At 59.5% G+C, this 23,365-nt stretch carries 23 protein-coding genes and 1 pseudogene; 11 read left to right on the top strand and 13 right to left on the bottom strand.

Going from position 1 to position 23,365, the window contains the following annotated elements; genetic code table 11:
- Window positions 1-25: 25 nt before the first annotated feature.
- The 3 genes and pseudogenes from LPQ25_RS14240 to LPQ25_RS14230 all read right to left on the bottom strand — a co-directional run bounded on the left by LPQ25_RS14240 (window position 26) and on the right by LPQ25_RS14230 (window position 3,164).
- Window positions 26-1,678 (bottom strand): annotated as a pseudogene (locus tag LPQ25_RS14240) (MFS transporter).
- Complete coding sequence (locus LPQ25_RS14235; protein ID WP_014907679.1) at window positions 1,678-2,109, bottom strand: MarR family winged helix-turn-helix transcriptional regulator; 432 nt, start codon at window positions 2,107-2,109, stop codon at window positions 1,678-1,680. Before LPQ25_RS14235 ends, LPQ25_RS14240 begins: the two are co-directional and overlap by 1 nt.
- Before the next feature lie 107 nt (window positions 2,110-2,216).
- The gene (locus LPQ25_RS14230) at window positions 2,217-3,164 is read right to left on the bottom strand and encodes a LysR family transcriptional regulator (protein WP_009308991.1); all 948 of its coding nucleotides are present in this window, start codon (window positions 3,162-3,164) and stop codon (window positions 2,217-2,219) included.
- Between the two features lie 100 nt (window positions 3,165-3,264).
- On the opposite strand from LPQ25_RS14230, the gene LPQ25_RS14225 reads away from it, so the two are divergent.
- Window positions 3,265-4,263, top strand: coding sequence for an aldo/keto reductase (locus tag LPQ25_RS14225; protein WP_014907678.1), 999 nt, complete (start codon window positions 3,265-3,267; stop codon window positions 4,261-4,263).
- Window positions 4,264-4,418: 155 nt separating this feature from the next.
- Here LPQ25_RS14225 and LPQ25_RS14220 read toward each other — a convergent pair whose 3' ends face one another.
- A complete protein-coding gene (locus LPQ25_RS14220) occupies window positions 4,419-5,693 on the bottom strand; it encodes a Glu/Leu/Phe/Val family dehydrogenase (RefSeq protein ID WP_004151574.1) in 1,275 nt (424 codons plus the stop codon).
- Window positions 5,694-5,905: 212 nt separating this feature from the next.
- A complete protein-coding gene (locus tag LPQ25_RS14215) occupies window positions 5,906-6,052 on the bottom strand; it encodes a hypothetical protein (RefSeq protein WP_004224524.1) in 147 nt (48 codons plus the stop codon).
- 169 nt (window positions 6,053-6,221) lie between these two features.
- Here LPQ25_RS14215 and LPQ25_RS14210 point away from each other — a divergent pair, with 169 nt between their 5' ends.
- Genes LPQ25_RS14210 through LPQ25_RS14185 form a run of 6 tightly spaced genes read left to right on the top strand, consistent with a single transcriptional unit; the run spans window position 6,222 to window position 13,733 of the window.
- Window positions 6,222-7,427, top strand: coding sequence for an aspartate aminotransferase family protein (locus LPQ25_RS14210; RefSeq protein WP_004176366.1), 1,206 nt, complete (start codon window positions 6,222-6,224; stop codon window positions 7,425-7,427).
- 18 nt (window positions 7,428-7,445) lie between these two features.
- Window positions 7,446-8,468 carry an arginine N-succinyltransferase gene (astA, locus tag LPQ25_RS14205; protein ID WP_074424911.1) on the top strand — a complete coding sequence of 341 codons (1,023 nt, stop codon included), beginning with the start codon at window positions 7,446-7,448 and terminating at the stop codon, window positions 8,466-8,468.
- On the top strand, window positions 8,459-9,925 hold the full coding sequence (astD, locus tag LPQ25_RS14200; protein ID WP_004210329.1) for a succinylglutamate-semialdehyde dehydrogenase: 1,467 nt from the start codon (window positions 8,459-8,461) through the stop codon (window positions 9,923-9,925). The genes astA and astD overlap by 10 nt, the downstream gene beginning before the upstream one ends.
- Window positions 9,926-9,946: 21 nt before the next feature.
- Entirely contained in the window at window positions 9,947-11,287 is a 1,341-nt protein-coding gene (gene astB, locus LPQ25_RS14195) for an N-succinylarginine dihydrolase (RefSeq protein WP_014907674.1), read from the top strand.
- 10 nt (window positions 11,288-11,297) lie between these two features.
- Window positions 11,298-12,293, top strand: a complete 996-nt coding sequence (gene astE / locus LPQ25_RS14190) for a succinylglutamate desuccinylase (RefSeq protein ID WP_032410294.1) — start codon at window positions 11,298-11,300, stop codon at window positions 12,291-12,293.
- A 9-nt stretch (window positions 12,294-12,302) separates the two neighbouring features.
- The gene (locus tag LPQ25_RS14185) at window positions 12,303-13,733 is read left to right on the top strand and encodes an amino acid permease (protein ID WP_002903059.1); all 1,431 of its coding nucleotides are present in this window, start codon (window positions 12,303-12,305) and stop codon (window positions 13,731-13,733) included.
- Between the two features lie 208 nt (window positions 13,734-13,941).
- Here LPQ25_RS14185 and LPQ25_RS14180 read toward each other — a convergent pair whose 3' ends face one another.
- Entirely contained in the window at window positions 13,942-15,267 is a 1,326-nt protein-coding gene (locus LPQ25_RS14180; RefSeq protein WP_004176354.1) for an MFS transporter, read from the bottom strand.
- A gap of 380 nt (window positions 15,268-15,647) precedes the next feature.
- Here LPQ25_RS14180 and LPQ25_RS14175 point away from each other — a divergent pair, with 380 nt between their 5' ends.
- Window positions 15,648-16,448: a YdcF family protein gene (locus tag LPQ25_RS14175; protein WP_014907672.1), complete on the top strand. Its 801-nt coding sequence runs from the start codon at window positions 15,648-15,650 to the stop codon at window positions 16,446-16,448.
- A 61-nt stretch (window positions 16,449-16,509) separates the two neighbouring features.
- Here LPQ25_RS14175 and LPQ25_RS14170 read toward each other — a convergent pair whose 3' ends face one another.
- Entirely contained in the window at window positions 16,510-16,647 is a 138-nt protein-coding gene (locus LPQ25_RS14170; protein ID WP_014907671.1) for a hypothetical protein, read from the bottom strand.
- Here LPQ25_RS14170 and aldA point away from each other — a divergent pair.
- Window positions 16,646-18,085, top strand: a complete 1,440-nt coding sequence (gene aldA / locus LPQ25_RS14165) for an aldehyde dehydrogenase (RefSeq protein ID WP_004151568.1) — start codon at window positions 16,646-16,648, stop codon at window positions 18,083-18,085. The genes LPQ25_RS14170 and aldA overlap by 2 nt on opposite strands.
- A gap of 48 nt (window positions 18,086-18,133) precedes the next feature.
- Here aldA and gap read toward each other — a convergent pair whose 3' ends face one another.
- Window positions 18,134-19,132: a type I glyceraldehyde-3-phosphate dehydrogenase gene (gene gap / locus LPQ25_RS14160; RefSeq protein ID WP_002903227.1), complete on the bottom strand. Its 999-nt coding sequence runs from the start codon at window positions 19,130-19,132 to the stop codon at window positions 18,134-18,136.
- Between the two features lie 282 nt (window positions 19,133-19,414).
- Here gap and LPQ25_RS14155 point away from each other — a divergent pair, with 282 nt between their 5' ends.
- Complete coding sequence (locus tag LPQ25_RS14155) at window positions 19,415-19,573, top strand: YqaE/Pmp3 family membrane protein (RefSeq protein WP_002903230.1); 159 nt, start codon at window positions 19,415-19,417, stop codon at window positions 19,571-19,573.
- 34 nt (window positions 19,574-19,607) lie between these two features.
- Here the strand turns inward: LPQ25_RS14155 and LPQ25_RS14150 are convergent, their stop codons facing one another.
- The 4 genes from LPQ25_RS14150 to LPQ25_RS14135 all read right to left on the bottom strand — a co-directional run bounded on the left by LPQ25_RS14150 (window position 19,608) and on the right by LPQ25_RS14135 (window position 22,146).
- A complete protein-coding gene (locus LPQ25_RS14150) occupies window positions 19,608-20,000 on the bottom strand; it encodes a DUF1398 domain-containing protein (RefSeq protein ID WP_004224558.1) in 393 nt (130 codons plus the stop codon).
- 250 nt (window positions 20,001-20,250) lie between these two features.
- A complete protein-coding gene (gene yedF, locus LPQ25_RS14145) occupies window positions 20,251-20,484 on the bottom strand; it encodes a sulfurtransferase-like selenium metabolism protein YedF (protein WP_002903233.1) in 234 nt (77 codons plus the stop codon).
- Entirely contained in the window at window positions 20,481-21,689 is a 1,209-nt protein-coding gene (gene yedE, locus LPQ25_RS14140; RefSeq protein ID WP_014907670.1) for a selenium metabolism membrane protein YedE/FdhT, read from the bottom strand. The genes yedF and yedE overlap by 4 nt, the downstream gene beginning before the upstream one ends.
- 103 nt (window positions 21,690-21,792) lie before the next feature.
- Window positions 21,793-22,146: a DUF1304 domain-containing protein gene (locus tag LPQ25_RS14135; RefSeq protein ID WP_004179665.1), complete on the bottom strand. Its 354-nt coding sequence runs from the start codon at window positions 22,144-22,146 to the stop codon at window positions 21,793-21,795.
- A gap of 236 nt (window positions 22,147-22,382) precedes the next feature.
- Here LPQ25_RS14135 and LPQ25_RS14130 point away from each other — a divergent pair, with 236 nt between their 5' ends.
- The gene (locus tag LPQ25_RS14130; RefSeq protein WP_004179667.1) at window positions 22,383-22,862 is read left to right on the top strand and encodes a hypothetical protein; all 480 of its coding nucleotides are present in this window, start codon (window positions 22,383-22,385) and stop codon (window positions 22,860-22,862) included.
- Window positions 22,863-22,931: 69 nt separating this feature from the next.
- On the opposite strand, the gene ydfZ is transcribed toward LPQ25_RS14130, so the two are convergent.
- Window positions 22,932-23,135 (bottom strand): putative selenium delivery protein YdfZ, encoded by a 204-nt coding sequence (gene ydfZ / locus LPQ25_RS14125; protein ID WP_004151566.1) that lies wholly within the window; start codon window positions 23,133-23,135, stop codon window positions 22,932-22,934.
- Between the last annotated feature and the right edge of the window lie 230 nt (window positions 23,136-23,365).

Here is a 23,365-nt window from a genome sequence, read left to right as displayed (position 1 = left end):
GACTCCAGAGATGAAATGATGATAATTATTTGCTGCCGGTAGCGCGTTGCAACGCGATACGGGCAGTCAGTCGTAAGCGAATTAAGCGCCAGAAAACCCACACTAGTGTCCCGGCGGAGATCGCCGCCGTCAGCAGATAGGTATCATTCCAGGCGAGAATATTGGCCTGCAGCGTCGCGGCGTTTTGCAGCAGGGTGGTGGCCTGAACGTTGAGTAGCGTACTGTCGCCAATCTGGCTCTGATACATCTGGCTGTACTGCTGCAGCCGCTCGACGATCAGCGGGTTCAGGGTGGTTATCTGGTCCGCCAGCTGGCTGGAGTGGAATTTCTCACGCCAGGTCTGGAAGGTGCCGAGGATCGCCGAGCCGAGCAGCCCGCCAATGTTCTGGCTCATGCCGAACAGCACCGAGAAGCTGACCAGGTTGCGCGGGTCGGCAAACACGCCGCCAATCCCGGCGAGCATCGCCGGGGCCAGAAAGAAGGCGCTGCCGAAGCCGAGTAAAAACTGGCTGAACATTAATTGTTCCGGACGGGTGAGGGCGTTGGACTGGCTGTCGAGCAGCGAGGCTATCATGATCAGCGCCAGCGCGGTGGCGGTCGGCCAGTAGAGCTTCTGCGGGTTGAGCGTCAGACAGCTGGCAATGATCCCGCACAGAATACCGGCGAAAATCGACCACGCGAGGTTAGTCATCTGTTCGTTTTGCAGGCCAACGTACTGCAGCCAGCCGATGACCCCGGTGTTCTGCTCCGCCAACACGATGCGGATCAACAGCATAATCAGGCCCAGACGCACGATGCTGCCGCTGGAGAGCCATTTGGTATTGAGCAGGGGGTTGCTGCGGTTATGCTCGAAGGTAATCGCAGCGACGATCAGTATTACCGCCGCCGCCAGCGCCCAGCCGATCCACGGCGCTTCAAACCACCACTCGAGCCGCCCCAGCGACAGCACGGCGCACACCAGCGCCATGCCGGGCGCCAGCAGAAAGAAGGTAATGAAATCTTTTTTTTCGAACACTTTTTTACGATCGCTTGGCGGCAGTTTTAGCGCGATGACGCAGGCCAGCGACACCAGCGCCAGGCCCAGCTCAAAGAAGTAGAGACCGCGCCATTCATCGGTCTGCAGCAGTTCGGTGGAAAAGAGGCGCGCCAGGGGAATGGCCAGCGACGAGCCGGTGATGCCGATAGTCAGCCCTTTCAGGCGATGGCGGGCAGGCCAGGCCTGTACCTGGTAGTAGATCCCCAGCGAGCTGAGCGCCGCGGCCACCATGCCATGGGCGGCGCGAACCATCATCGCTGAGCTGAGATCGTTGACGAAGAGGTGGAAAAAGGTGACCAGCACATAGAGCACCAGAAAGCCTTCGGTGAAAGCGCGCAGGCCAAACTGCTGGCGGAATTTCACCAGCAGCAGGTTGATGGAGACGTTGGTCATCACGTATACCGCCGGCAGCCAGGCGATTTCTGTCGACCAGGCGGCGAAGGTACCCTGCAGCAGCTGCAGGTTGGCGGTGACCACTGCGTTGCCCAGCGCGCCGGTGAGACATACCAGCAGACCGACCACGCCGTAGGCGAGGCGTTTCGCCGGACTGTGCAGCGGCGTCGACGGCGAACCGAGCAGAGCCGGTTTTTCATGCGGCGCCCAGTCATGCGGGGCGTAGGGGTTATCCTGGCGACGGGGCATTATTTCTTCTCCACTTCGCGCAATAGCTTTTCCAGCACCCGCTGGGTTTGCTCCTGCTCCTGTGGGGTAATCGCCGTCAGGATCTCTTCGCGCAGATCGTCAGCCACCGTTTTGACCTGTTCATAGAGGGCCTTCCCTTTGTCGGTGACCACCAGCAGTCGCTTACGTTTGTCGCTGGCGGTGGTGACGCGCTCAACCAGTCCGAGGGCGACCAGACGATGGATCAACGGCACAATGGTCGGGCTCTCCACCCCCAGCTCCTGCGCCAGTTCGCTTTGCGACAGCGGCTGCTGGTGGCGGGCGATGGACGCTACCGCCACCCAGCTGGCCTGGCTGAGACCGAGATTTTTCAGCCGACGATTGACCGCCAGCCGCCAGTGGTGCGCGGTGAGGTATAAAAGATGAGAGAAGGTAAGCTGTCGATTGTCCATAGGTCGTCTGTCAATATCGTTAGAGCTCTAACGATTTTATGCCGGATAACCGCCGGAGTTCAAGATGAAAGATAGAAATTGGTTAACGGTATGTACGTTAATTGTAGTTAATCTTCCGGCCGCGATCCGTGTCGTGCGGTCTGCTGACCAAGGATATTTTTATTCTGCGCCATCACCCAGGCGATAAAGGCCCGCAGGGGGGCGGGAATATGTTTCCGGCTTGGGTAGTAGACGCAGAAATGGTCGGCAGGATAGCGGTAGTCGGGTAACAAATGGACCAGGCTGCCCGCGCTCAGCTGCTGCGTCACCAGCGACTGATAGACAAAGGCGATGCCTAATCCGCTCTCCGCGGCCTGGATCATTGCGCTATCGGCATCGACGACCAGATCGCCTTTAACCGCGACCTCGCTAAGCTCGCCGCTGGGGCCAATAAACTCCCAGCGGTACTTCTCCCCACCAGGAAAACAGCGGTTAATGCAGCGGAAATTAACTAAAGACTGCGGGGTGTCGGGCTCTCCGGCTTCGCGTATATAGTCCGGGCTGGCCACCGGGATCAGCGATAGTTTCTCGCCAAAGGGGATGGCAATCATCTCTTTGGGCACATCCTGCGAATAGCGAATGCCGGCGTCAAAACCGGACTCGATAATATTGACTTTCCGATCGGTGGCATACAGTTCGAGCGTCACATTGGGACAGGCGTTTTTAAAGGCGATAAAATAGTCTTGAAAAAACAGGTCAATAACAATGCGCGGTAAATTAACTTTCACCACGCCTTCCGGAGTCAGACGGTGATAATTCAGACTGTCCACCACCCGGCGATAATCATTGACCACCGGCGTTATATTATTAAGAAATTCCTCACCCACTGCGGTTAATGACAAACTGCGCGTTGAGCGATTTAGCAGGCGCACGCCTAACTTTTCTTCCAGATGATTAATAGCGACAGTAAGGGCCGGTGGGGAAAGGTTTAACGCTTTAGCGGCCTGACGAAAACTGCCATGTTTCACTATGAGTATTAATATTTCTATTTGTTGCAGATCGGGCAAGGTTTTCATTGTTAATTTCCAGCTAACACCGCGTTCGGAATAGATTAATTGTTATCAATATGAAAGGGAAGTATATATTTAATGCCATTCAGCAATTAAGGAAAATAAGATGAAAACACGTTATCTTGGAAAAGAGAAGTTTCAGGTTTCCGCATTAGGTCTCGGATGTATGGGGATGAGTTTTGCCTATGGCGGCGCTGAAACGTCGCAGGCGATAAATACGATCCATACCGCCATGGACATGGGCGTGACCTTCCTGGATACCGCCGAAGTATATGGTCCTTTCGATAATGAAGTTCTGGTCGGAAAAGCGATTAAAGGTTTTCGCGATAAGGTGCAGATTGCCACCAAATTTGGATTTCGTATTTTGCCGACCGGCCAGGGTCTGGAGCGGATGGCCGGCGTTGACAGCCGTCCGGCACATATTCGCGAATCAGTGGAAGGGTCGCTGAAGCGACTGAATGTCGAGACCATCGATCTGCTCTATCAGCACCGCGTCGATCCCGCGGTACCGGTGGAAGAGGTGGTGGGCACTATGGCCGATCTGGTTAAAGAGGGTAAAATTCGCCATATCGGTCTGTCGGAAGTATCTGCTCAGACGCTGCGCCGGGCCTGCAAGGTACATCCGATCGCTGCCGTGCAGACGGAATATTCGCTATGGAGCCGCGAGCCGGAGGGCGATATTCTCCACACCTGCCGCGAGCTGGGGGTCGGCTTTGTGCCATACAGCCCGCTTGGCCGCGGCTTCCTGACGGGGACAATTACCGATCCCGGCGTTTTGGCAGCGGATGATTTCCGCCGCCATCTGCCGCGCTTCCAGGCCAAAACCATGCGCAAAAACCAGCTGCTGCTTGAGCGCCTTCAGCAGGTGGCCACCCGCTATGACGCGACCCTTGCGCAGATTGCCCTTGCCTGGGTGATGAGCAAAGGCGAGGATATCGTGCCTATCCCGGGGGCGAGGAAAATTGCTCACCTGCGCGACAATGCCGGCGCCGCGAATATTACCCTCGCGCCGGAGGACATCCTCACCATCGAACATATTTTCACTGCCGACAACGTCACTGGCTTACGCTATACCCAGGGCGACTTTGATTTAATCGAAAAATAATCCCCTGCGGGCAGCGGATGGTTATTACTTGCGTGACGTTGTCACCTTTACCGAACTACTCCTCGTCAGATAGCGCACATCCTCGGCGGTTAACGGCGCGGCAAAGAAAAAAAGGGGCGGCGCAAGGCCACCCCTGATGCGGTTGCTGATGGGGATCAGCCCGGGTAGATGCCGCGGTCTTTACGCGCCATCAGGATGCGCTCGCAGGCCACGATATAGGCGGCGGTGCGCAGCGTACACTCTTTCTCGGCGGCTTTATCCCAGACGTGCACGATAGCGTCGGTCATAATGCGGTCCATTTTGGCGTTGATCTCCTCTTCGCTCCAGAAGAAGCTGGCCATGTCCTGTACCCACTCAAAGTAGCTGACGGTCACCCCGCCGGCGTTGCAGATAACGTCCGGCACCACGATCACGCCGCGCTCGGCCAGCACGTCGTCCGCTTCCGGATAGGTTGGGCCGTTGGCCCCTTCCAGCACCAGTTTGCAGGTCAGCTTCTCAGCGCGCTCGCGGGTGATTTGCCCTTCCAGCGCCGCCGGGATCAGGATGTCCATCGGGGTGGTCCAGAAGGCGTCTTTATCGATCTCCTGGGCGCCCGGGAAACCGGCAATCTGCTTTTTCTCCGCCTGCCAGGCGGTGAGGGCGGCCATATCGATTCCGCCTTCGTTATACAGGGTCGCGGTATGATCCTGAATAACCACGATACGAGCGCCGACGCCGGCGAAAAGGCGGGCCGCTTCGCTACCGACGTTACCAAAGCCCTGCAGCGCCACTTTGGCGCCTTCAATTTCGATACCGGCGCGACGGGCAACTTCCCGGCCGGTGACAAACACGCCGCGTCCGGTGGCTTTTTCACGACCGAGGGAGCCGCCGAGGTGGATCGGTTTGCCGGTGACCACGCCAGTGATGGTGGTGCCATGGTTCATGGAGTAGGTGTCCATCATCCATGCCATCACTTTGCCATTGGTGCCGACGTCCGGCGCCGGAATATCTTTCTGCGGCCCGATAATAATGCCGATTTCGCTGGTGTAGCGGCGGGTCAGACGCTCCAGTTCACCTTCCGACAAGGAGAAGGGGTCGACGCGGATGCCGCCTTTGGCCCCGCCGTAAGGAATATTGACCGCGGCGCACTTAATGGTCATCCAGGCAGAAAGTGCCATGACTTCGTTAAGATCGACATCCGGATGGTAGCGAACACCACCTTTACCCGGTCCGCGCGACAGATTGTGCTGAACGCGATAGCCCTCGAAGTGGCGGATGGTGCCGTCGTCCATTTGCACAGGAATGTCGACGATCAGCGCGCGCTTCGGATGGCGCAGGGTTTCCACCCAGTAGGCAAGATCGCCGAGATAAGGCGCGACGCGGTCGATCTGGCGCAGGTAGGTGGTCCATGGAGATGTACTACTTTCAGATGCGTAAGATAACTTTTCCATAAGAGTCCTGTTTCTCAGTGTTATTTATGTCGTGTAAAACCGTGGAATAGCTACAGCAGTAAACTCTGTGCAATGAATGGTATCACCAATTTTATAAAGCGGTATTTGACGGCAATTCCGATTTTTAAATTTTTGTTAGATTTTTTATTTTTTAAGTGAATAACTACGCACGTCAACCACCCGCAAGCTGTGCATTTTAATTCACTTTTTATTCACTTAAGTGCATAAGAAAATATTTTTTCTATGTTTTTCATTATCTTGATGATCTTCAAAAAGTGAATAAATTGCTTTTGCCCGTATTGACAATCTTGTTGTTCACAGGCCAGCATTAGCCCACACAACAACATGGCATTAACCATGAATTAACAATTACCCGTAAAAAGAATAGGGCTTTATTTTTCTGTGGTGAATATTTTTACCATCGCAGCGGGCGCGCTCGTGCCCAAAATAAGCCGAGGGGGAGGGTTAATGTCGATTGTCCAACGCGACGGGAGCGTTTTCCGTCGTCTTACGTTCCGGAGATAAATTATGTCAGGCAGTATGACTCGCGAAGATTTTGACGCTTACCTGGTTCCCTGTTTTGCCCCCGCGCCGTTTATTCCGGTCAGAGCGGCGGGCTCCCGCGTCTGGGACCAGCAGGGGAAAGAGTATATCGATATGGCGGGCGGCATCGCAGTGAACGCCCTGGGCCATGCTCACCCGGCGCTGGCTCAGGCCCTGCAGGATCAACTGGCGAAACTGTGGCATATCGGCAATGGCTATACCAACGAGCCGGTGCTGCAGCTGGCAAAAACCCTCGTGCAGTCGACCTTTGCCGACAAGGTGTTTTTCTGCAACTCCGGCGCCGAAGCCAACGAGGCGGCCCTTAAGCTGGCGCGGAAATATGCCCACGATAAGTTTGGCGGTGAAAAAAGCGAAATCATCGCCTTCAACCACGCCTTCCATGGCCGCACGCTGTTCACCGTCTCCGTTGGCGGCCAGCCGAAATATTCCAGCGATTATGCTCCGCTGCCGCAGGGCATTACCCATCTGCCCTATAACGATATCGAGGCGGTCACCGCGGCGATCTCCTCGCGCACCTGCGCGGTGATCGTCGAGCCGATTATCGGCGAAGGCGGGGTGATCCCGGCGGACCCGGCGTTCCTGCAGGCGCTGCGTACCCTCTGCGATCGCCATCATGCCACCCTGATATTCGATGAGGTGCAGACCGGCGCCGGGCGTACCGGCCATCTCTACGCCTACCAGCATTACAACGTCGTCCCGGACATCCTCACCAGCGCCAAAGGGCTGGGGGGCGGCTTCCCGATCGGCGCGATGCTGGCGAAAGAGGCCTGGGCGCAGGTCTTCCAGCCAGGCACCCATGGCACCACCTTCGGCGGCAACCCGCTGGCGGCAACCGTCGCTAACGCCGTGCTGGCCCATCTCGATGCGCCGCTGCTGGCGGGCGTTGGCGAGCGCCATGCGCTGATCGTTGACCAGTTGAATGCGATCTCTGCCCGTTACGATGCGTTCAGCGCCGTGCGCGGCACCGGTCTGCTGATCGGCGCTGAGCTGGCGGGGCCGCTGCGCGGCAAGGCCAAAACGTTGACCAACCTGGCGGCGGAAGAGGGGCTGATCGCCCTGATTGCCGGCCCGGACGTGCTGCGCTTCGCGCCGGCGCTCAATATCCCGCTGGCGGATATTGCGGAAGCCTTCGTGCGCCTTGATCGCGCCGTTGCCCGCTTAACCCGCTAACCGGGAGGACGGCCTGTGATGCTATTTCGTCCCGTACGGGAAAACGATCTCGACGACATCGTCCGCCTCGCCGCGCGGGCGGGGGTCGGCATGACCTCTTTACCGCATGACGTCGGGCGCCTGGCGGCCCGGATCCGGCGCAGTATCAAGACCTTCGCCGGCGAACTACCGCGCAGCCAGCAGGGTTTCCTGTTTGTGCTGGAGGACACCGCGCTGGCGCGGGTGGTGGGGGTGAGCGCCATTGAGGTCGCAGTGGGCCTGGATGAGCCGTTTTACAATTTTCGCATTCAGAAAACGGTGCGCGCCTCGAAAGCGCTGGGAGTCTATAAGCCCCAGGAGCTGCTTAATCTCAGCTATGACCACACCGGGCATAGTGAGCTATGTACGCTGTTTCTCGACCCGGCGTATCAGCGCAACCGCAATGGTCTGCTGCTCTCCAAGGCGCGCTTTTTATTTATCGCCGCCTTTCGCGAGTGGTTCTCCCCGCACCTGTTTGCCGAACTGCGCGGCTGCAGCGATGAGCAGGGACAGTCGCCGTTCTGGGATGCGCTGGGCCATCATTTCTTCGACATCCCGTTCGCCGATGCCGACCGGCTGACCGGCACCGGCATGAAAACCTTTATTGCCGAACTGATGCCGGCGTACCCGATCTATATCTCACTGCTGCCGGAAGCGGCCCGCGGGGTCATCGGTCAGGTGCATCCCAATACCGCCCCGGCGCGGGCGATCCTCGAGAAAGAGGGTTTCAGCTGGCGCGGCTCGGTGGATATTTTCGATGCCGGTCCGGTGCTGGAGGCGGACACCGATCAGATCCGCGCCGTGCGCGACAGCCAGCGCCTGCCTCTCCGGCAGCTGATGGGCGACCTGCCGGCGCCGACCCTCGTCGCCAACGGTCAATTCGACAACTTTCGGGCGCTGCTGGTGGCCCACGAAGAGCAGGTCTCGCTTGACAGCGCCGCGCTGGACGCGCTGCAGGTCAGTGAAACCGACCGCGTTTATACGGTAACCCTGAATCCAGAGGACAACAGATCATGGCGGTAAAAGCACAGTTTATAGCCGGGCAGTGGCTGCCAGGCAGCGGCGCAACGATGAGCAAACTGGCCCCGGAGGATCAGTCGCTGCTGTGGCAGGCGGCCAGCGCGGGGGCTGACGACGTCCAGGCGGCCTGCGCCGCGGCGCGCGCGGCGTTTTATCCCTGGTCGCACCGGCCGCTGGCCGAGCGTATTGACGTCGTACAGCGTTTTGCCGCGCTGCTGGAGACGCATAAAGAGGCGCTGGCGACCCTGATTTCCCGCGAGACCAGCAAGCCGCTGTGGGAGACCCGCACCGAAGTGCAGGCGATGATCGGCAAGGCCGCGATCTCCATCGAAGCCTATCACCAGCGGACGGGCTTTCATGAGTCGACGCTGCCGGACGGTAAAGCGCTGCTGCGCCACAAACCGCACGGCGTGATGGCGGTCTTTGGCCCCTACAACTTCCCGGGCCACCTGCCCAACGGACATATCATTCCGGCGCTGATCGCCGGGAACACCATTGTGTTTAAACCCAGCGAGCTGACGCCGGCTACCGCTGAAATGACCGTCCAGCTGTGGCAGCAGGCGGGCATCCCCGACGGGGCGATCAACCTGCTGCAGGGCGGAAAAGCCACCGGCCAGGCGCTGCTGGAAAATCGTGATATCGACGGCGTGCTGTTCACCGGCAGCGCGGCGGCCGGTTTCCACTTCCATCGCTACTTCGGCGGCCAGCCGGAGAAGATGCTGGCCCTCGAGATGGGCGGCAACAACGCACTGATCGTCGCCGACGTGGCCGATATCGATGCGGCGCTGCATGTGATTATCCAGTCGGCGTTTATCTCTGCCGGGCAGCGCTGCACCTGCGCGCGCCGGCTGATCGTGCCGCGCGGCGAGCAGGGGGATGCGCTGCTGCAGCGGCTGGTAGAGGCCAGCGCGCAGATCCGCGCCGGCAAGTGGGATGATCAGCCGGCGCCGTTTATGGGCGGGGTGATCTCTCTCGACGCTGCGCAGAACATGCTGGCGGCGCAGCAAAAACTGGAGGGGCTCGGCGGCAAGGTGCTGCTGCGCATGCGCCAGCCTGACCCGCGCTCCACGGTGCTGACCCCGGGGATCGTCGACGTCACCGGTATTGAGGTGCCGGATGAAGAGTACTTTGGCCCGCTGCTGACGATTATCCGTTACGACGGCTTCCCGGAGGCGATTCGCCTCGCCAATCAGACCCGCTATGGCCTGGCCGTCGGGCTGATCTCCAGCGATGCGGCGCAGTTTGATCAGCTGGCGGACGAGGCGCGAGCCGGGATCGTCAACTGGAACAAGCCGCTGACCGGCGCATCGAGTAAAGCGCCGTTTGGCGGGGTGGGCGCCTCCGGCAACCATCGCGCGGCAGCGTGGTACGCCGCCGATTACTGTGCCTGGCCGATGGCCTCTCTGGTCAGCGATACGCTGACGCTTCCGGCGACGGTATCGCCGGGCCTGCCATTCTGATAACGGATCCTGTGAGGACATATGTCTGGTTTTGAAGCAAACTTTGATGGCCTGGTCGGCCCGACGCACCACTACGCCGGACTCTCCGTCGGCAATGAAGCCTCGCAAAATAACCGCGATGGTCTCTCTAACCCTAAAAAGGCGGCGCTGCAGGGGCTGTATAAAATGAAAGCCCTGGCCGACCGCGGCTTCGTACAGGGCATTCTGCCGCCGCAGCCGCGGCCGAATCTGCGTCTGCTGCGCGAAGTGGGTTTCCAGGGCAGCGATGAGCAGGTTATCCGGCAGGCGGCCCACGCGGCGCCGCAGCTGCTCTCCGCCTTCAGCTCCGCCTCGTCGATGTGGACCGCCAACGCGGCGACTGTCTCACCGTCGGCGGACAGCGCCGATGGCAAAGTCCATTTCACCGTCGCCAACCTGAACAATAAGCTGCACCGTATGCAGGAGGCACCCACCACCTCGGCGATCCTTGGCGCCACGTTCGCCGATCCGCGCTACTTTGCCCACCATGCGGCGCTGCCGCAGCATGGCGACCTCGGCGATGAAGGGGCGGCCAACCATAACCGCTTCTGCCGGGAATATGACCGGCAGGGGGTGCAGTTTTTCGTCTATGGTCGACGCGCCAGCGGCGGTATCGCCCCGATGAAGTATCCGGCGCGGCAGACCCTCGAGGCCAGCGAAGCGGTGGCCCGCCTGCATCAGCTGGATCCGCGCTACACGGTGTTTGCCCAGCAGGCGCCGCAGGCTATCGATCGCGGCGTGTTTCATAACGACGTCATTGCGGTCAGCAATCGCCATGTGCTGTTTCACCATCAGCAGGCGTTTGTCGATCAGGCGACAGTGCTGGCCACGCTGCGGGCTAAAAGCGACAGTCTGGATATCCCGTTCACCAGCGTGGAAGTGCCGGACGAGCGGGTTTCGCTCGACGACGCCGTGGCCTCTTACCTGTTCAACAGCCAGCTGCTGAGCAAACCAGACGGCAAGATGCTGATCGTGGTGCCGGAGGAGTGCCGCCAGCGGGAAAACGTCTGGCGCTATCTCAGCGATCTCGCCGCCGATAGCGCATCGCCGATCGATGAAGTGGCGGTCTTTGACCTGCGGGAAAGCATGCGCAACGGCGGCGGCCCGGCCTGTCTGCGGCTGCGAGTGGTGCTCAACGAGGCGGAGCGCCAGGCGGTCAACGCCCATAGCCTGATGAACGACGAACGTTATCAGCAGCTGACGGCATGGGTGGAAAAACACTATCGCGACCGGCTGCATGCCCGCGATCTGGCGGACCCGCAGCTGCTGCGCGAGGTTTATCAGGCGCTGGATGAGCTGACGCAGATCCTGCGCCTCGGCGCGGTCTATGATTTTCAGCGTTAAGGAGCGGCAGATGGAGCACCTGGTTAACGATTTACTGCACTGCCGCCTGCAGGCGTGGACCTTTCCGGCGGGCATCGAGGCCCGCTGGCTGGGCGAGGGCATTTTACAGCTGCTGCCGACGGCGCCGTGGCGCCGGGCGACGATCCTCTCCGCCGGCGTGCATGGCAATGAGACCGCGCCGATTGAACTGCTGCTGCAGCTAACCCACGATCTGAGCCAGGGGCGGCAGCCGCTCACGCAGGCGCTGCTGATCGTCTTTGGTAATCTGCCGGCGATCCGCGCCGCGCGCCGCTATCTGCATAACGACCTGAATCGCCTGTTCGGCGGCCGCCATCTGGCGGTCACCCCGGGAAATGAGTCGCGGCGGGCTTTTGCGCTGGAGCAGGCGGTGCAGGCCTTCTATCGCGCCGCCGATGCGGCGGGGCCGGTCAACCGTGGTCATCTCGATATGCACACCGCCATTCGCGGATCGCTGTATCGCCAGTTTGCGCTGCTCCCGGCCCACGCCGGGGATTTTTCGCCCGATTTCTATCAGCTGCTGCAGGCCAGCGGGATGGACGCCGTCGTGCGCCATACCGAAGCGGGCGGCACCTTCACCCATTTCACCTGCGAAAAGTTCGCCGCGCAAAGCGCCACCCTGGAGCTGGGGAAAGTGATGCCGTTCGGCGCCAACGATCTCAGCCTGTTCGCCGCCGCCGACGCGGCGATCCGGGCCTGGATCGCTGATGCGCCGCTGCCGCCGCGCGACAAAGCGCCGGTGGACTACTTCCTGGTCGAGGAGAGCATCATCAAGCGCGAGGGGGAATTTACGCTTAATCTCGCGGCAGACGTTGAAAACTTCACCGCGCTCCCGGCAGGGTATGAGATCGCCCGCCAGGCAGAGAAACGTTGGGTGGTGCAGGCCCGGGCCCCCTATATCCTCTTTCCCAACGCCGGGGTCGCCACCGGCCAGCGCGCCGGGCTGTTGCTCCGCGCCGCTGCCCTTCGTCTCCCGCAACCAGCCTGAGGAAACACCATGACTGAACATCAACATCAGGCGTCACCTGCCGCCGGAGGTGAAGGCGCGTCACAGCTTAAGCGCGGGCTCAGCGCCCGCCATATCCAGATGATTGCCCTCGGGGGCGCCATCGGCACCGGGCTGTTTATGGGGGCGGGGCGCAACATCGCCGTCGCCGGCACCTCGATCCTGGTTATCTATGTGCTGGTCGGGTTCTTTACCTATATGGTGATGCGGGCGATGGGCGAGCTGCTGCTCACCCGCCATGACTACCGCTCGTTTGCCGACTTTGTCGGCGAGTATCTCGGGCCGCAGGCCAGCTTTTACCTCGGCTGGACCTACTGGCTAAGCTGGGTGGTGACCTGTATCGCCGACGTAGTGGTCTGCGGGAGCTATATGCAGTACTGGTTCCCGGAGCTGTCGGCGTGGATGCCGGCCCTCAGCATGCTGGCGATTCTGTTCCTGCTTAACCTGCTGTCGGTGAAAATGTTTGGCGAGGCGGAGTTCTGGTTCGCCCTGATCAAGGTGATCACCATTATCGCCCTGATCGGCACCGGCGGCTGGATGATTGCCACCGGCTGGACCTCCCCGGACGGCGTGACGGCCTCCCTCAGCCATCTCACCGACCCGACGGCCTTTATGCCCCACGGCATCACCGGCTTTTTCGCCGGCTTCCAGATAGCGATCTTCTCCTTTACCGGCATTGAGCTGCTGGGCACCATGACGGCGGAGACCCGCGATCCGCAGCGCATTTTGCCCAAGGCGATCAATGCTCTGCCGCTGCGGATTATCATCTTCTATCTGCTGTCGATGGTGGTGATCATCGCTGTCGCCTCGTGGCCGGGGGTGTCGGCGGAGACCAGCCCCTTCGTGACGCTGTTCGCCAAGGCCGGGCTGCCTGCCGCCGCGGCGGTAATTAACTTTGTGGCGCTGACCTCGGCGATGTCCTCGGCCAACAGCGGGGTCTTCTCCAGCACCCGCATGCTGTACGGCCTGTCGGTGGAGAAGCATGCGCACTGGCAGTTTCGTATCCTGTCGCGCAGTACCCGCATTCCGGTGCGCAGCCTGCTGTTCTCCTGCTTCTGCATGCTGATCGGCACGCTGTTGCTGTTTCTGGTGCCGAACGTGATGACCCTGTTCACCATCGTCTCGACCCTGGCGGCGATTATGGTGGTGTTCAGCTGGGGGATGATCCTCGTGGCCTATCTGGTTTACCGCCGTCAGCGTCCGGACCTGCACGCCGGGTCGATCTTTAAGATGCCCGCCGGGGTGGTGATGAGCTGGGTGAGCCTGCTGTTCTTCGCGTTCGCTATCTTCATCATGATCTTTGACCCGGACACGCTGCTGGCGCTGTTGGCTTCTCCGCTGTGGTTTATCGCGCTGTGGGGCTTCTGGAAGCTGAAGCAGCGGCGCGAGGGGCAGCTTCAGCTGGACAACCAGAGCGCCTGACACCCGCCGGTCCTGGCGGCCGGCTAAGCAGGGGGGAAGACTTGACGCCTGTTTGTGCCCGGTGACGGCTGGCGCCTTACCGGGCCTACTGTCTTACCGGGCCAGGGATAAGCGGTATCCCCCGCGGCGCGATCTCCCCCCAGGCCCGCGCAAGCGCAGCGCCGCCGGACGGGATAGTCGGCGCCGTAGTAGCCCTGGCGGGCTGCGGTCAGGCGCTTTCCGCCCGGGAGGGGGCCGTGCTCAGCGCGGACTTCATCCGGCTGGCGCAGAATATCGCCAGCAGCGAAATCGCCACCGTAACGCCCAGATAAACGGCCACCGGCCGCCAGTCCCCGTCATATTTTGCCAGCAGACCGGTGGCGATAAGCGGCGCGGTGCCCCCGGCCAGCGCGGCGCCCAGCTGGTAGCCGAGGGTGATCCCGGTATAGCGCACATTGGCGCTGAAAATCTCAGAGCACAGGGTGCCTAGCACCGCGGTTACCGGCGCCCACAGGATGCCGAAGGCAACGATCGTCGCCAGCATGATGCCCCAGCCGGTGCCGGTGTCGAGCAGCAGGAACCACGGGACGATAAACAGCCCCAGCAGCACCACGCTCAGGGTGTACATCTTTTGCCGACCCACCTTGTCTGACAGCAGCCCCATCAGCGGGATCATCACGGTGGCCACCAGCGCGCCCAGGGTCACGGATTCCAGCGCCTGCGACTTCTGATAGCTCAGGGTGGTGGTGGCGTAGCTGACTACAAAGGTGGAGAAGATATAGAAGGGGGCGGTCTCCACCACTTTCAGGCCGGCGGCGATCAGCACTTCCCGCCAGTGGTGCTTGAGCGTATCGCGCAGCGGGGCCTTCGCCACCTGGCCGGATTTTTTCACCTGCTTAAAGGCGGGCGTTTCGTCGATATCTTTGCGGATCCACAGGCCGAGAAAAACGAGGACGGAGCTGAGCAGGAACGGTATGCGCCAGCCCCAGGCGAGAAACTGCGCCTCATCGAACAGCGTCATCAGCGAGACGATAAATGTCGCCATCAACATGCCGATGGTCACCCCGGCCTGGGGAATGCTGCCGAAAAAGCCTTTCCGCTTTTCCGGCGCGTATTCATAGGCCAGCAGCAGCGCGCCGCCCCATTCGCCGCCGATACCCATGCCCTGAATAATGCGCAGAGTAATCAGCAGGGCCGGCGCCCAGAGGCCCACCATCTCGTAGGTGGGCAGCAGGCCGATCGCCACCGTGGCGCTCCCCATCAGCGACAGGGTCAGCACCAGCGTCTTCTTGCGGCCGATGCGATCGCCGATATGGGCGAAAATCACGCCGCCGATGGGGCGGATAAAAAACGTCAGCGAGAAGGAGAGCCAGGAGAGGATCAGGCCGATAACCGGGTCGACCATCGGAAAGAAGATTTTGTTGAACACCAGCGCGGCGGCGGTGCCATAGAGAAAATAATCGAACCATTCGATGGCGCTGCCTGTCAGGCTCGCGATCAGTACCTTCTTGTTTTTCTGCAGAATGGATGCAGTGTTGTCTTGTGGATTGCTCATTACGAAACGTTCTCCCGCCACGGTAGATAGGTCAGGTGTCACTCTGTACGAGCAGGGTGCAACCTGATGTGAAAAGGTTGTGTAATTGTTAAGCAACTTAGGGTTGAAGGTTACAATTGGCAAGTTTATGGCTGGCAAACTGGGCATTATGGCGCGCTTAGAACTGGTATAACCGCGACGCTATTTTTTATTTTCCACCTGATTTTGCTGTTTTTTGTTATTTTCATAGTGAGTTGTTCAGGTGCAACCCGCCTGTTTTTAGATGTTTCTTGTTATTTCAAAATGGTTACAAATCGACGCCGCTATGCCTCCCGGCAGGCGGCGTTTATGATAGCGAAAGCATCCTCTCCGCTCGGCTGAGAGAGGATTAAGGAGACAGAATGGCAGAACAATTTCCTCCGCTGTCGGCAGCGACGCTGGCGGCGGCTAACCAGGTCGGCGCCTGGCTGGCGCAGGACGATCTGGCGACGCTGCCCGCGCTGCCGCAGGTGGACGTGGTAGTGCTGGCCGGCAACGCCGTGATCCCAACCATCGACGCCGCCTGCCGTCTGGCGGCGGCGCAGGCGGTCCCGCTGCTGATCAGCGGCGGCGTGGGACATTCTACGGGCTATCTCTACGAGGCGGTGCGCCAGGATCCCCGTTACCGTACATTGCCGGTGGATGGCCGCCCGGAAGCGCATGTTCTGGCCGACATTGCTCATGACTACTGGCACATCCCCCATTCGCGGCTGGTGGTGGAGGACCAGTCAACCAACTGCGGTGAGAACGCCCGTTTTACCCGGACCACGCTGGAGAGCCGGGGGCTCGCCCATCGTCGCGGGATCGTCATTCAGGACCCGACTATGCAGCGGCGAACCATGGCTACCTTCGCCCGCGTCTGGCAGGGGGCGACGACGCCGCCGCAGTGGTTGAGCTTTCCCGGCTGCTCGCCGGTGCTGGAGCAGACCGATGGCCAACTGGGGTTCGCGGGCGGCGGAGCGGGGCTCTGGCCGGTCACCCGCTACCTGGGGCTGCTGCTGGGCGAGCTGCCGCGCCTGCAGAATACCCCTGAAGGGTACGGTCCGCGGGGAAAAGACTTCATCAGCCATGTCACCTTCCCGCCGGAGATCCTCGACGCCTGGCGACAGCTGCGGGAGGACGCCCAGCTTGCCGGGGCGCTGCAGGCCCGCACCCTCGGCTGAAAAATGCCCGTTTACGGCAGATTCGTCGCAAACGGGCAATTTGTGTTATTAAAATGTAACCTCAAGCGGGCATTTTTGGCCCGTTTTTATGAATCAGCTCACAGAACTGCGTCAATGTGCTGCCGAACAGCGGCTTATCCGCCTGATATTTAACAAAAAAATCACCTGTTAAATACAAATGCACCACAGGAGCAGCCATGACAGCACCCGTTCAACACCCGATGTATATTGATGGCCAGTTCGTTTCCGGTCGCGGCGACGGCTGGATCGACGTGCTTAACCCGGCGACCGAAGCGCTGCTGTCGCGGATCCCGGACGGGACTGCCGAAGAGGCACGGCTGGCGATTGACGCCGCCGAGCGCGCCCAGCCCGGCTGGGAAGCGCTGCCGGCCATTGAGCGTGCGGGCTGGCTGCGCAAAATTGCCGCCGGTATCCGCCAGCGTGCCGACGAGATCGCCGGGCTGATTGTCGCTGAAGGCGGCAAGATCCAGCAGCTGGCGGCGGTGGAGGTTGCGTTCACCGCGGACTATCTCGACTATATGGCAGAATGGGCGCGCCGTTACGAAGGTGAGATCGTGCAGAGCGATCGCCCGGGGGAGAATATCCTTGTCTTTAAACGCGCGCTGGGGGTGACCACCGGGATCCTGCCGTGGAACTTCCCGTTCTTTCTTATCGCCCGCAAGCTGGCGCCGGCCCTGATCACTGGAAATACCATCGTCATTAAGCCCAGCGAATTTACGCCCAATAATGCCATCGCCTTTGCCGAGATTGTCCATCAGGTTGGGTTGCCGAAAGGGGTCTTTAACCTTGTGCTTGGCCGCGGAGAAACCGTTGGCCAGGAGCTAGCCGGCAATCCGAAGGTGGCGATGGTCAGCATGACCGGCAGCGTGGCGGCGGGAGAAAAAATTATGGCCGCTGCGGCGAAAAATATCACCAAAGTGTGCCTCGAGCTCGGCGGCAAAGCGCCTGCCATTGTAATGGACGATGCGGATCTGGAGCTGGCGGTGAAAGCGGTAGTGGACTCGCGGGTGATTAACACCGGGCAGGTGTGTAACTGCGTCGAGCGGGTCTATGTTCAGCAGGGAATATACGACCGCTTCGTCAACCGCCTCGGTGAGGCGATGAAGGCCGTCCAGTTTGGCGACCCGGCGACGCGAGATGACATCGCGATGGGGCCGCTGATCAACGCGGCGGCGCGGGACCAGGTGGCGGGCAAAGTGGCGAAGGCGGTGGCGCAGGGGGCGCGGGTGGCGCTGGGCGGTCAGCCGCTGGAGGGCAAAGGCTATTTTTATCCGCCGACCCTGCTGCTGGATGTACGTCAGGAGATGGACATTATCCATGAGGAAACCTTCGGTCCGGTGCTGCCGGTGGTGGCCTTTTCGACCCTCGATGAGGCGCTGGCGATGGCCAATGACAGCGATTATGGCCTGACCTCCTCAATCTATACCCGCGATCTGAACGTGGCGATGAAAGCGATTAAGGGACTGAAGTTTGGCGAAACCTATATCAACCGTGAGAACTTTGAGGCGATGCAGGGGTTCCACGCCGGCTGGCGTAAGTCGGGGATCGGCGGCGCAGATGGCCGCCACGGCCTGAATGAGTACCTGCAGACCCAGGTGGTCTATCTGCAGGCCTGAGGCACTCCACACAGAACCGGCGGACAGCGCAGGCTGTCCGCCGTTCACTTAGCGGGCAAATTTCTCCAGCACGCGGATCAGTTGGGTGACAAAGCCGTATTCGTTATCGTACCAGGCGACGGTTTTCACCAGCTGTACGCCGCCGGCCTCCACAATCTCCAGCTGGGTAGCATCGTAGATCGAACCGAAATGGCTGCCGATGATATCGGAAGAGACGATCTCCTCTTCGGTGTAACCAAAGGATTCATTGCCCTCAGCCGCCTGCCTCATCGCCTGATTGACCTCATCCGCAGTCACCTTTTTCTCCAGCACCGATACCAGCTCCGTCACTGAGCCGGTTTTGGTCGGTACGCGCTGGGCATGGCCTTTCAGCTTACCGCTCAGGGCAGGGATCACCAGGCCAATGGCTTTTGCCGCGCCGGTAGTGTGCGGGATAACGTTTTCCGCCGCCGCCCTGGAGGCGCGCAGATCTTTACCGCGCGGCCCGTCCACCAGCGACTGGGTGCCGGTATAGGCGTGGATGGTGGTCATGGTGCCTACGGTGATGCCGAAGGCATCCTGCAGAACTTTGGCCATCGGCGCCAGGCAGTTGGTGGTGCAGGAGGCCACGGAGATGATGGTGTCATCCGGGGTCAGGGTGTCATCGTTGACGTTGTAGACGATGGTTTTCATCTCGCCGGCGGGGGCGGAAATCAGCACTTTGCGCGCGCCGGCCTGGAGATGGGCTTGCGATTTCTCAGCCGAGGTGTAGAACCCGGTACACTCCACAATCACCTCGGCGCCTGCCGCCTGCCATGGAATATGCTGCGCCTCTTTTTCGGCATACACCGTAATGGTTTTGCCGTTGACGATCAGCGCATCTTCGGTAAAGTCGACGCTCCACGGGAAGGGGCCGTAGTTTGAATCATGCTTCAACAGGTAGGCCAGCACCTTTGGCGAAGTGAGGTCGTTGATAGCCACCACTTCCAGGCTGCTGTCGACTTCTAATAAACGACGTAACACCAGACGTCCGATACGACCAAATCCATTAATCCCAAGTTTACTCATGGATATTCTCCGGTTGGTAAAACGACTCGATGTGATGAAACTCCTCCAGGCTTAGCCCTGTCCCCCTGATTGGTCAACTGACAATCTGTGCGCTTTGCCAGGGCCTGCGGGCCGGAGAGGGGAAAAGTGAATGTTTTCCCGGTCTTTTTTGCCCGTGACGGCAGGGAATGATTTTTGTTACCAGAGATGAGGGGGCTGCCTGCTGGCGAAACGACGAAAAGCGTCTATGCTTAACTATTGAATAGCTTAGTAAAAAATTGACGTTAGACGAAGGGAGAGGTTATGGGATTCTGGAGAATCGTTTTCACTATCATTCTGCCGCCGCTGGGTGTGCTGCTGGGAAAAGGCTTCGGCTGGGCGTTTATTCTCAATATCATTTTGACCCTGCTGGGCTATATTCCTGGCCTGATCCACGCCTTTTGGGTGCAGACCCGCGATTAAAGGCTGACCCTCGCCGCCTCCCCCTGAGACCGGCTCAGGGGGGCATCAGGCACTCTTTATATAACAGCGTATTATCCTTCGACCAGTAGTGCCGGGTCTCCTCTTCCAGATCGACGATCCACTTAAACACCCCGGCGCTGGCGAGATCCCGGCAGTACTGTTCAAAGTTAATGGCCCGGGCAAAGTGGCGGATAACGGCGGCCCTGGTCAGACAATGGCTGGCCTCAGCGCGAACGCGCAGCAGCCCGCGGGCGCTTTTTACCGAGACCACCTCGTCGTTTGCCATTACGAAATTCATATTGCCGGTGGAGACAAAATAGATGTAGTAGGAGACCTGATGCCGACGCAGTTCATTGGCGAAGGTGGCATAGTCGGCGTCAGAACGCGCTTGCTCAAAAAAATGACCCAGCCTGACCAGCAGTTCCATTTCGATCCTTATCGTGTCGCTGTGTGCGGCTTTGGCCGATAGCGGCAGAAACCATTCACTAAATAACTTATTCGCATTTTAATAATATAGGCGCGTTATATTAATGGTTATTGCGTAACTGGAACACGGTTTCAAGTGTTACAATCTATTGCAATCGTTTGGCTACCTGGTCAGCGATGCGTAAGCGAACGGCGAGGCGGGAACGAGGAGACAAGCGCCGGCGGGGAAGGCCGCCGGCGGGAAAACGGCGCTACTTCTGAATCAAATAGCGAATGGTTGGGCCATCCTGTTGAATATCCAGCACCGTGTAGCCGTGGTTCCTTGCATCAAGCGGAATGTTATTGATCGACTGCGGACAGTCGCTGACCACTTCGAGGATCTCGCCTTTTTGCAGGGAAGGCATTGCCTCCAGGGTAGCGACCGCCGGATACGGGCAGGGTTCGCCGACCATATCCAGGCGATAATCAGGGATGATGTTTTTCATGCGCTCTCCTTCACGGTCCGGACCGCCGCCTGGCGGCGGAAAAAATGTCTCTCCCAGGCGATCACCAGCAGCAGGGCGATCAGCAGCAGTAGATAGGTGGCCAGTAGTCCGCCAAAGGGACCGAAGGCGTTCAGCAGGTTGACTTTCTGCCAGTGGGTGGCGAGCGGGGCGGCGATATCGTCCCAGCACCAGGCGAGCAGCGTTGAGCCGATGACGTTGCCCAGCCCAACCCACCAGTAGTGAACCTGGCCCTCCACCGCCCGGTACATCCAGCCGGTCTCACAGCCGCCGGCCAGCACGATGCCAAAGCCAAATAGTAGCCCGCCAATCGCCGCATTAGGACCGGCCCACATAATTTTCGGCGCCATCCCCAATTGCACATAGCTGAAGATACCGATGGCGCTCGCCGCCATGCCGAAGATAATCGCCTTCGCCATCACCGTCCGGCCGGTGATCCACATATCGCGAAAGGCGGAGGTAAAGCAGATCTGCGCGCGCTCAATAAGCAGGCCAAAGGCAATGCCAAACAGCATCGCCAGGCCGAGCGCCGGGTGGTCTGCGGCGGTGAGCAGGCCCCAGCCGATCATGGCGAAAAAGACCACCATCCCCTGGCGGAAACGGCGGCGCGCCTGCTGCGGTTTTTGGGTTAAGGGCGAGGCGGCGGACACTTTTTGCATTTTTACCGGGATGCGAAAAAGGGGCAGCAGCGTGAAGCGGGCGCCAAACCAGGAGCCGATGGCGGTGGCGATGGCAAACAGCCAGGCGTGCAGGGAGAACTGCGGAATGCCGGTGAAGAAGGCCGCCAGGTTGCAGCCCATCGCCAGCCGTGCGCCGAACCCGGCGATGATGCCGCCCGCCACGGCCTGCGCAATGCGGATCCGGCTGCGTGGCAGGCGCAGTTTGACGTTATTCGCCCACAGCGCGGCGGCCAGGCAGCCGCCGAACATGCCGATGATCATCCTGCCATCGATGCGGGTCAGCGGCGACCCTTCGAGATGTATCAGCTGGTAATAGCCCCACTGTTCGCTGTGGACGCCCAGCAGCTGCAGCAGCTGACCACCCCAGCGGGTGAATTCGCCGGTCACCGCCCAGAAGGTGCCGGTGATGCCAAAATAGTAGGTAGAGAGAATGCCCGCGGCAATGACCGCCGGGACAGGAGACCAGAACCGGATAAGCCAGGCCTGTTTGAAGGATTGCCATGTCATAAAAATGCCTCTGAACTCAGAAGGTATTAACGGTCGATGACCGACCAAAGGGGGCAAATAGTACCCGCCTTAGCGCCTGCTTTCTCTGTTTTGGATCAAGGCCCTACGCTTGCGTCAGCACGGCAACCAGCGCCAGCAGCGCGGGCAGCGCCTGAATATAGAGAATTTTGCGGCTGGCGGTCAGCGCGCCGAAAATCCCGGCGGCCAGCACGCAGGCCAGGAAAAAGATAACCACCTGCACCCCCGGCGCCCCCAGCCACAGCCCCCATGCCAGGCCGGCGGCCAGAAAGCCGTTATACAAGCCCTGGTTGGCCGCCAGCACCCGGGTCTGCCGGGCGAAATCGGCGCTGAGGTTAAAGGCCCGGCGCCCGGCGGAGCCTTCCCAGAGAAACATCTCCAGCACCAGGATGGCGAGATGAATAATAGCGACCAGCGCAACGAGGAGAGTGGCTAACACAGCGGTCCTTAACGATTAGGGGAATGTTTCTCCAGTATAACCGCAGGCGCTCACCAGGCGAGAGGACGACTGCTATAGTGCAGATAGCGTCATATTTTCCCGCCGCGAAGAGCGTCGGTTTATCTGATTGCCCTTTGGTTTAGCTAAGCGGTGCTAGCATGCCGGGTTCTTTTTACGGGTATGGCATAGGTTACTGAATGGTAAATAAATTATTGATTTTGTTATCAGGGCTACTAATGGTTGCCATGCCGTCGGCGCAGGCCGGGGAATTAAACCTCTATTCGATGAATACCGGTTCCTATGTCTATCATATGACGGGTAACCACGGACAATATAACGAACATTTCAATAACAACTTTTTCTCGGTGGAGCGCAAGTTTTCTCAGGATTCAAAATACAGCGTGCTGGTCGGAACGATGAAAAACAGCTTTGACGATCGCTGCCTGACCCTCGGCGTGCGCCGCGACTGGCTGAAAAACGATACCGGCTGGGTACTGAAAGGGGTGTATGCCTATACCGGGGAATTTTTCTTTGATGCCTTCAGCCACTGTGGGGATTCCGGCACCTACCGCACCGCCAAAAAAATCACCGGCATCGGTTTTTCGCCCTACCTCTATCATGGCCTGCAATATAATTTCACCGATTATTTCGGTGTGGAAGGCGGCATTATTGTGCCGGCGATCTTTGTGATGAGTGTTCAGTGGAGCTTTCGCTAGACGCTTTATTTCCCGGGAAAAGAGCAGGCCACCACAGGTGGCCTGATACTAACGACCTGGCGGCAGGAATTAATGAAAGCCGAGACGGATCAGATCCAACGGGCAGAAGCGGCCCTCGCAGCCGTCGATTTCAACGCAGTCCGCCCGGCGCAACTGCTCAGCGGTTTTCCCCTCGCCATGGATAGCTTTAATCACGCCCGTCGTCCCGTTACCGGCGATCATTACCATGCTGCCGGTAGCAATAGCGTTACGATTACGGTCATAGGTTTTCATGGTCTCCTCCTCAATAAACCTGGGTGAAAGCAATGATTAAGCGCGCAAATTAATACCGCTTTCTGCCTAAAAAAGTTTTGAGGATAATCAAATTTATTTTAATAACCACCTGAGCATAAAGGCAAGAAGACCTTCTGTTCGCCTCCATCGCATCGCCTGCGCGGCGAGGGGATGAAGCGTGATACTGGCCGTCATATGTCAGCCAGGTTACTGTTTTATGACCAGATTAT

The sequence above is a fragment of the Klebsiella sp. KPN54798 genome (assembly GCF_021184225.1).
Lineage (GTDB): Bacteria > Pseudomonadota > Gammaproteobacteria > Enterobacterales > Enterobacteriaceae > Klebsiella > Klebsiella pneumoniae.
The sequence above is the reverse complement of the archived record's forward strand: the minus strand, read 5'-3'. Positions and strand labels throughout refer to the sequence as shown.

Excerpts from the sequence above, each read along its gene's own strand:
- LPQ25_RS14235 (WP_014907679.1), bottom strand. The coding sequence starts at position 2,109 with ATGGACAATCGACAGCTTACCTTCTCTCATCTTTTATACCTCACCGCG.
- LPQ25_RS14230 (WP_009308991.1), bottom strand. The coding sequence starts at position 3,164 with ATGAAAACCTTGCCCGATCTGCAACAAATAGAAATATTAATACTCATA.
- LPQ25_RS14225 (WP_014907678.1), top strand. The coding sequence starts at position 3,265 with ATGAAAACACGTTATCTTGGAAAAGAGAAGTTTCAGGTTTCCGCATTA.
- LPQ25_RS14220 (WP_004151574.1), bottom strand. The coding sequence starts at position 5,693 with ATGGAAAAGTTATCTTACGCATCTGAAAGTAGTACATCTCCATGGACC.
- LPQ25_RS14215 (WP_004224524.1), bottom strand. The coding sequence starts at position 6,052 with ATGGTTAATGCCATGTTGTTGTGTGGGCTAATGCTGGCCTGTGAACAA.
- LPQ25_RS14210 (WP_004176366.1), top strand. The coding sequence starts at position 6,222 with ATGTCAGGCAGTATGACTCGCGAAGATTTTGACGCTTACCTGGTTCCC.
- astA (WP_074424911.1), top strand. The coding sequence starts at position 7,446 with ATGCTATTTCGTCCCGTACGGGAAAACGATCTCGACGACATCGTCCGC.
- astD (WP_004210329.1), top strand. The coding sequence starts at position 8,459 with ATGGCGGTAAAAGCACAGTTTATAGCCGGGCAGTGGCTGCCAGGCAGC.
- astB (WP_014907674.1), top strand. The coding sequence starts at position 9,947 with ATGTCTGGTTTTGAAGCAAACTTTGATGGCCTGGTCGGCCCGACGCAC.
- astE (WP_032410294.1), top strand. The coding sequence starts at position 11,298 with ATGGAGCACCTGGTTAACGATTTACTGCACTGCCGCCTGCAGGCGTGG.
- LPQ25_RS14185 (WP_002903059.1), top strand. The coding sequence starts at position 12,303 with ATGACTGAACATCAACATCAGGCGTCACCTGCCGCCGGAGGTGAAGGC.
- LPQ25_RS14180 (WP_004176354.1), bottom strand. The coding sequence starts at position 15,267 with ATGAGCAATCCACAAGACAACACTGCATCCATTCTGCAGAAAAACAAG.
- LPQ25_RS14175 (WP_014907672.1), top strand. The coding sequence starts at position 15,648 with ATGGCAGAACAATTTCCTCCGCTGTCGGCAGCGACGCTGGCGGCGGCT.
- aldA (WP_004151568.1), top strand. The coding sequence starts at position 16,646 with ATGACAGCACCCGTTCAACACCCGATGTATATTGATGGCCAGTTCGTT.
- LPQ25_RS14170 (WP_014907671.1), bottom strand. The coding sequence starts at position 16,647 with ATGGCTGCTCCTGTGGTGCATTTGTATTTAACAGGTGATTTTTTTGTT.
- gap (WP_002903227.1), bottom strand. The coding sequence starts at position 19,132 with ATGAGTAAACTTGGGATTAATGGATTTGGTCGTATCGGACGTCTGGTG.
- LPQ25_RS14155 (WP_002903230.1), top strand. The coding sequence starts at position 19,415 with ATGGGATTCTGGAGAATCGTTTTCACTATCATTCTGCCGCCGCTGGGT.
- LPQ25_RS14150 (WP_004224558.1), bottom strand. The coding sequence starts at position 20,000 with ATGGAACTGCTGGTCAGGCTGGGTCATTTTTTTGAGCAAGCGCGTTCT.
- yedF (WP_002903233.1), bottom strand. The coding sequence starts at position 20,484 with ATGAAAAACATCATCCCTGATTATCGCCTGGATATGGTCGGCGAACCC.
- yedE (WP_014907670.1), bottom strand. The coding sequence starts at position 21,689 with ATGACATGGCAATCCTTCAAACAGGCCTGGCTTATCCGGTTCTGGTCT.
- LPQ25_RS14130 (WP_004179667.1), top strand. The coding sequence starts at position 22,383 with ATGGTTGCCATGCCGTCGGCGCAGGCCGGGGAATTAAACCTCTATTCG.
- ydfZ (WP_004151566.1), bottom strand. The coding sequence starts at position 23,135 with ATGAAAACCTATGACCGTAATCGTAACGCTATTGCTACCGGCAGCATG.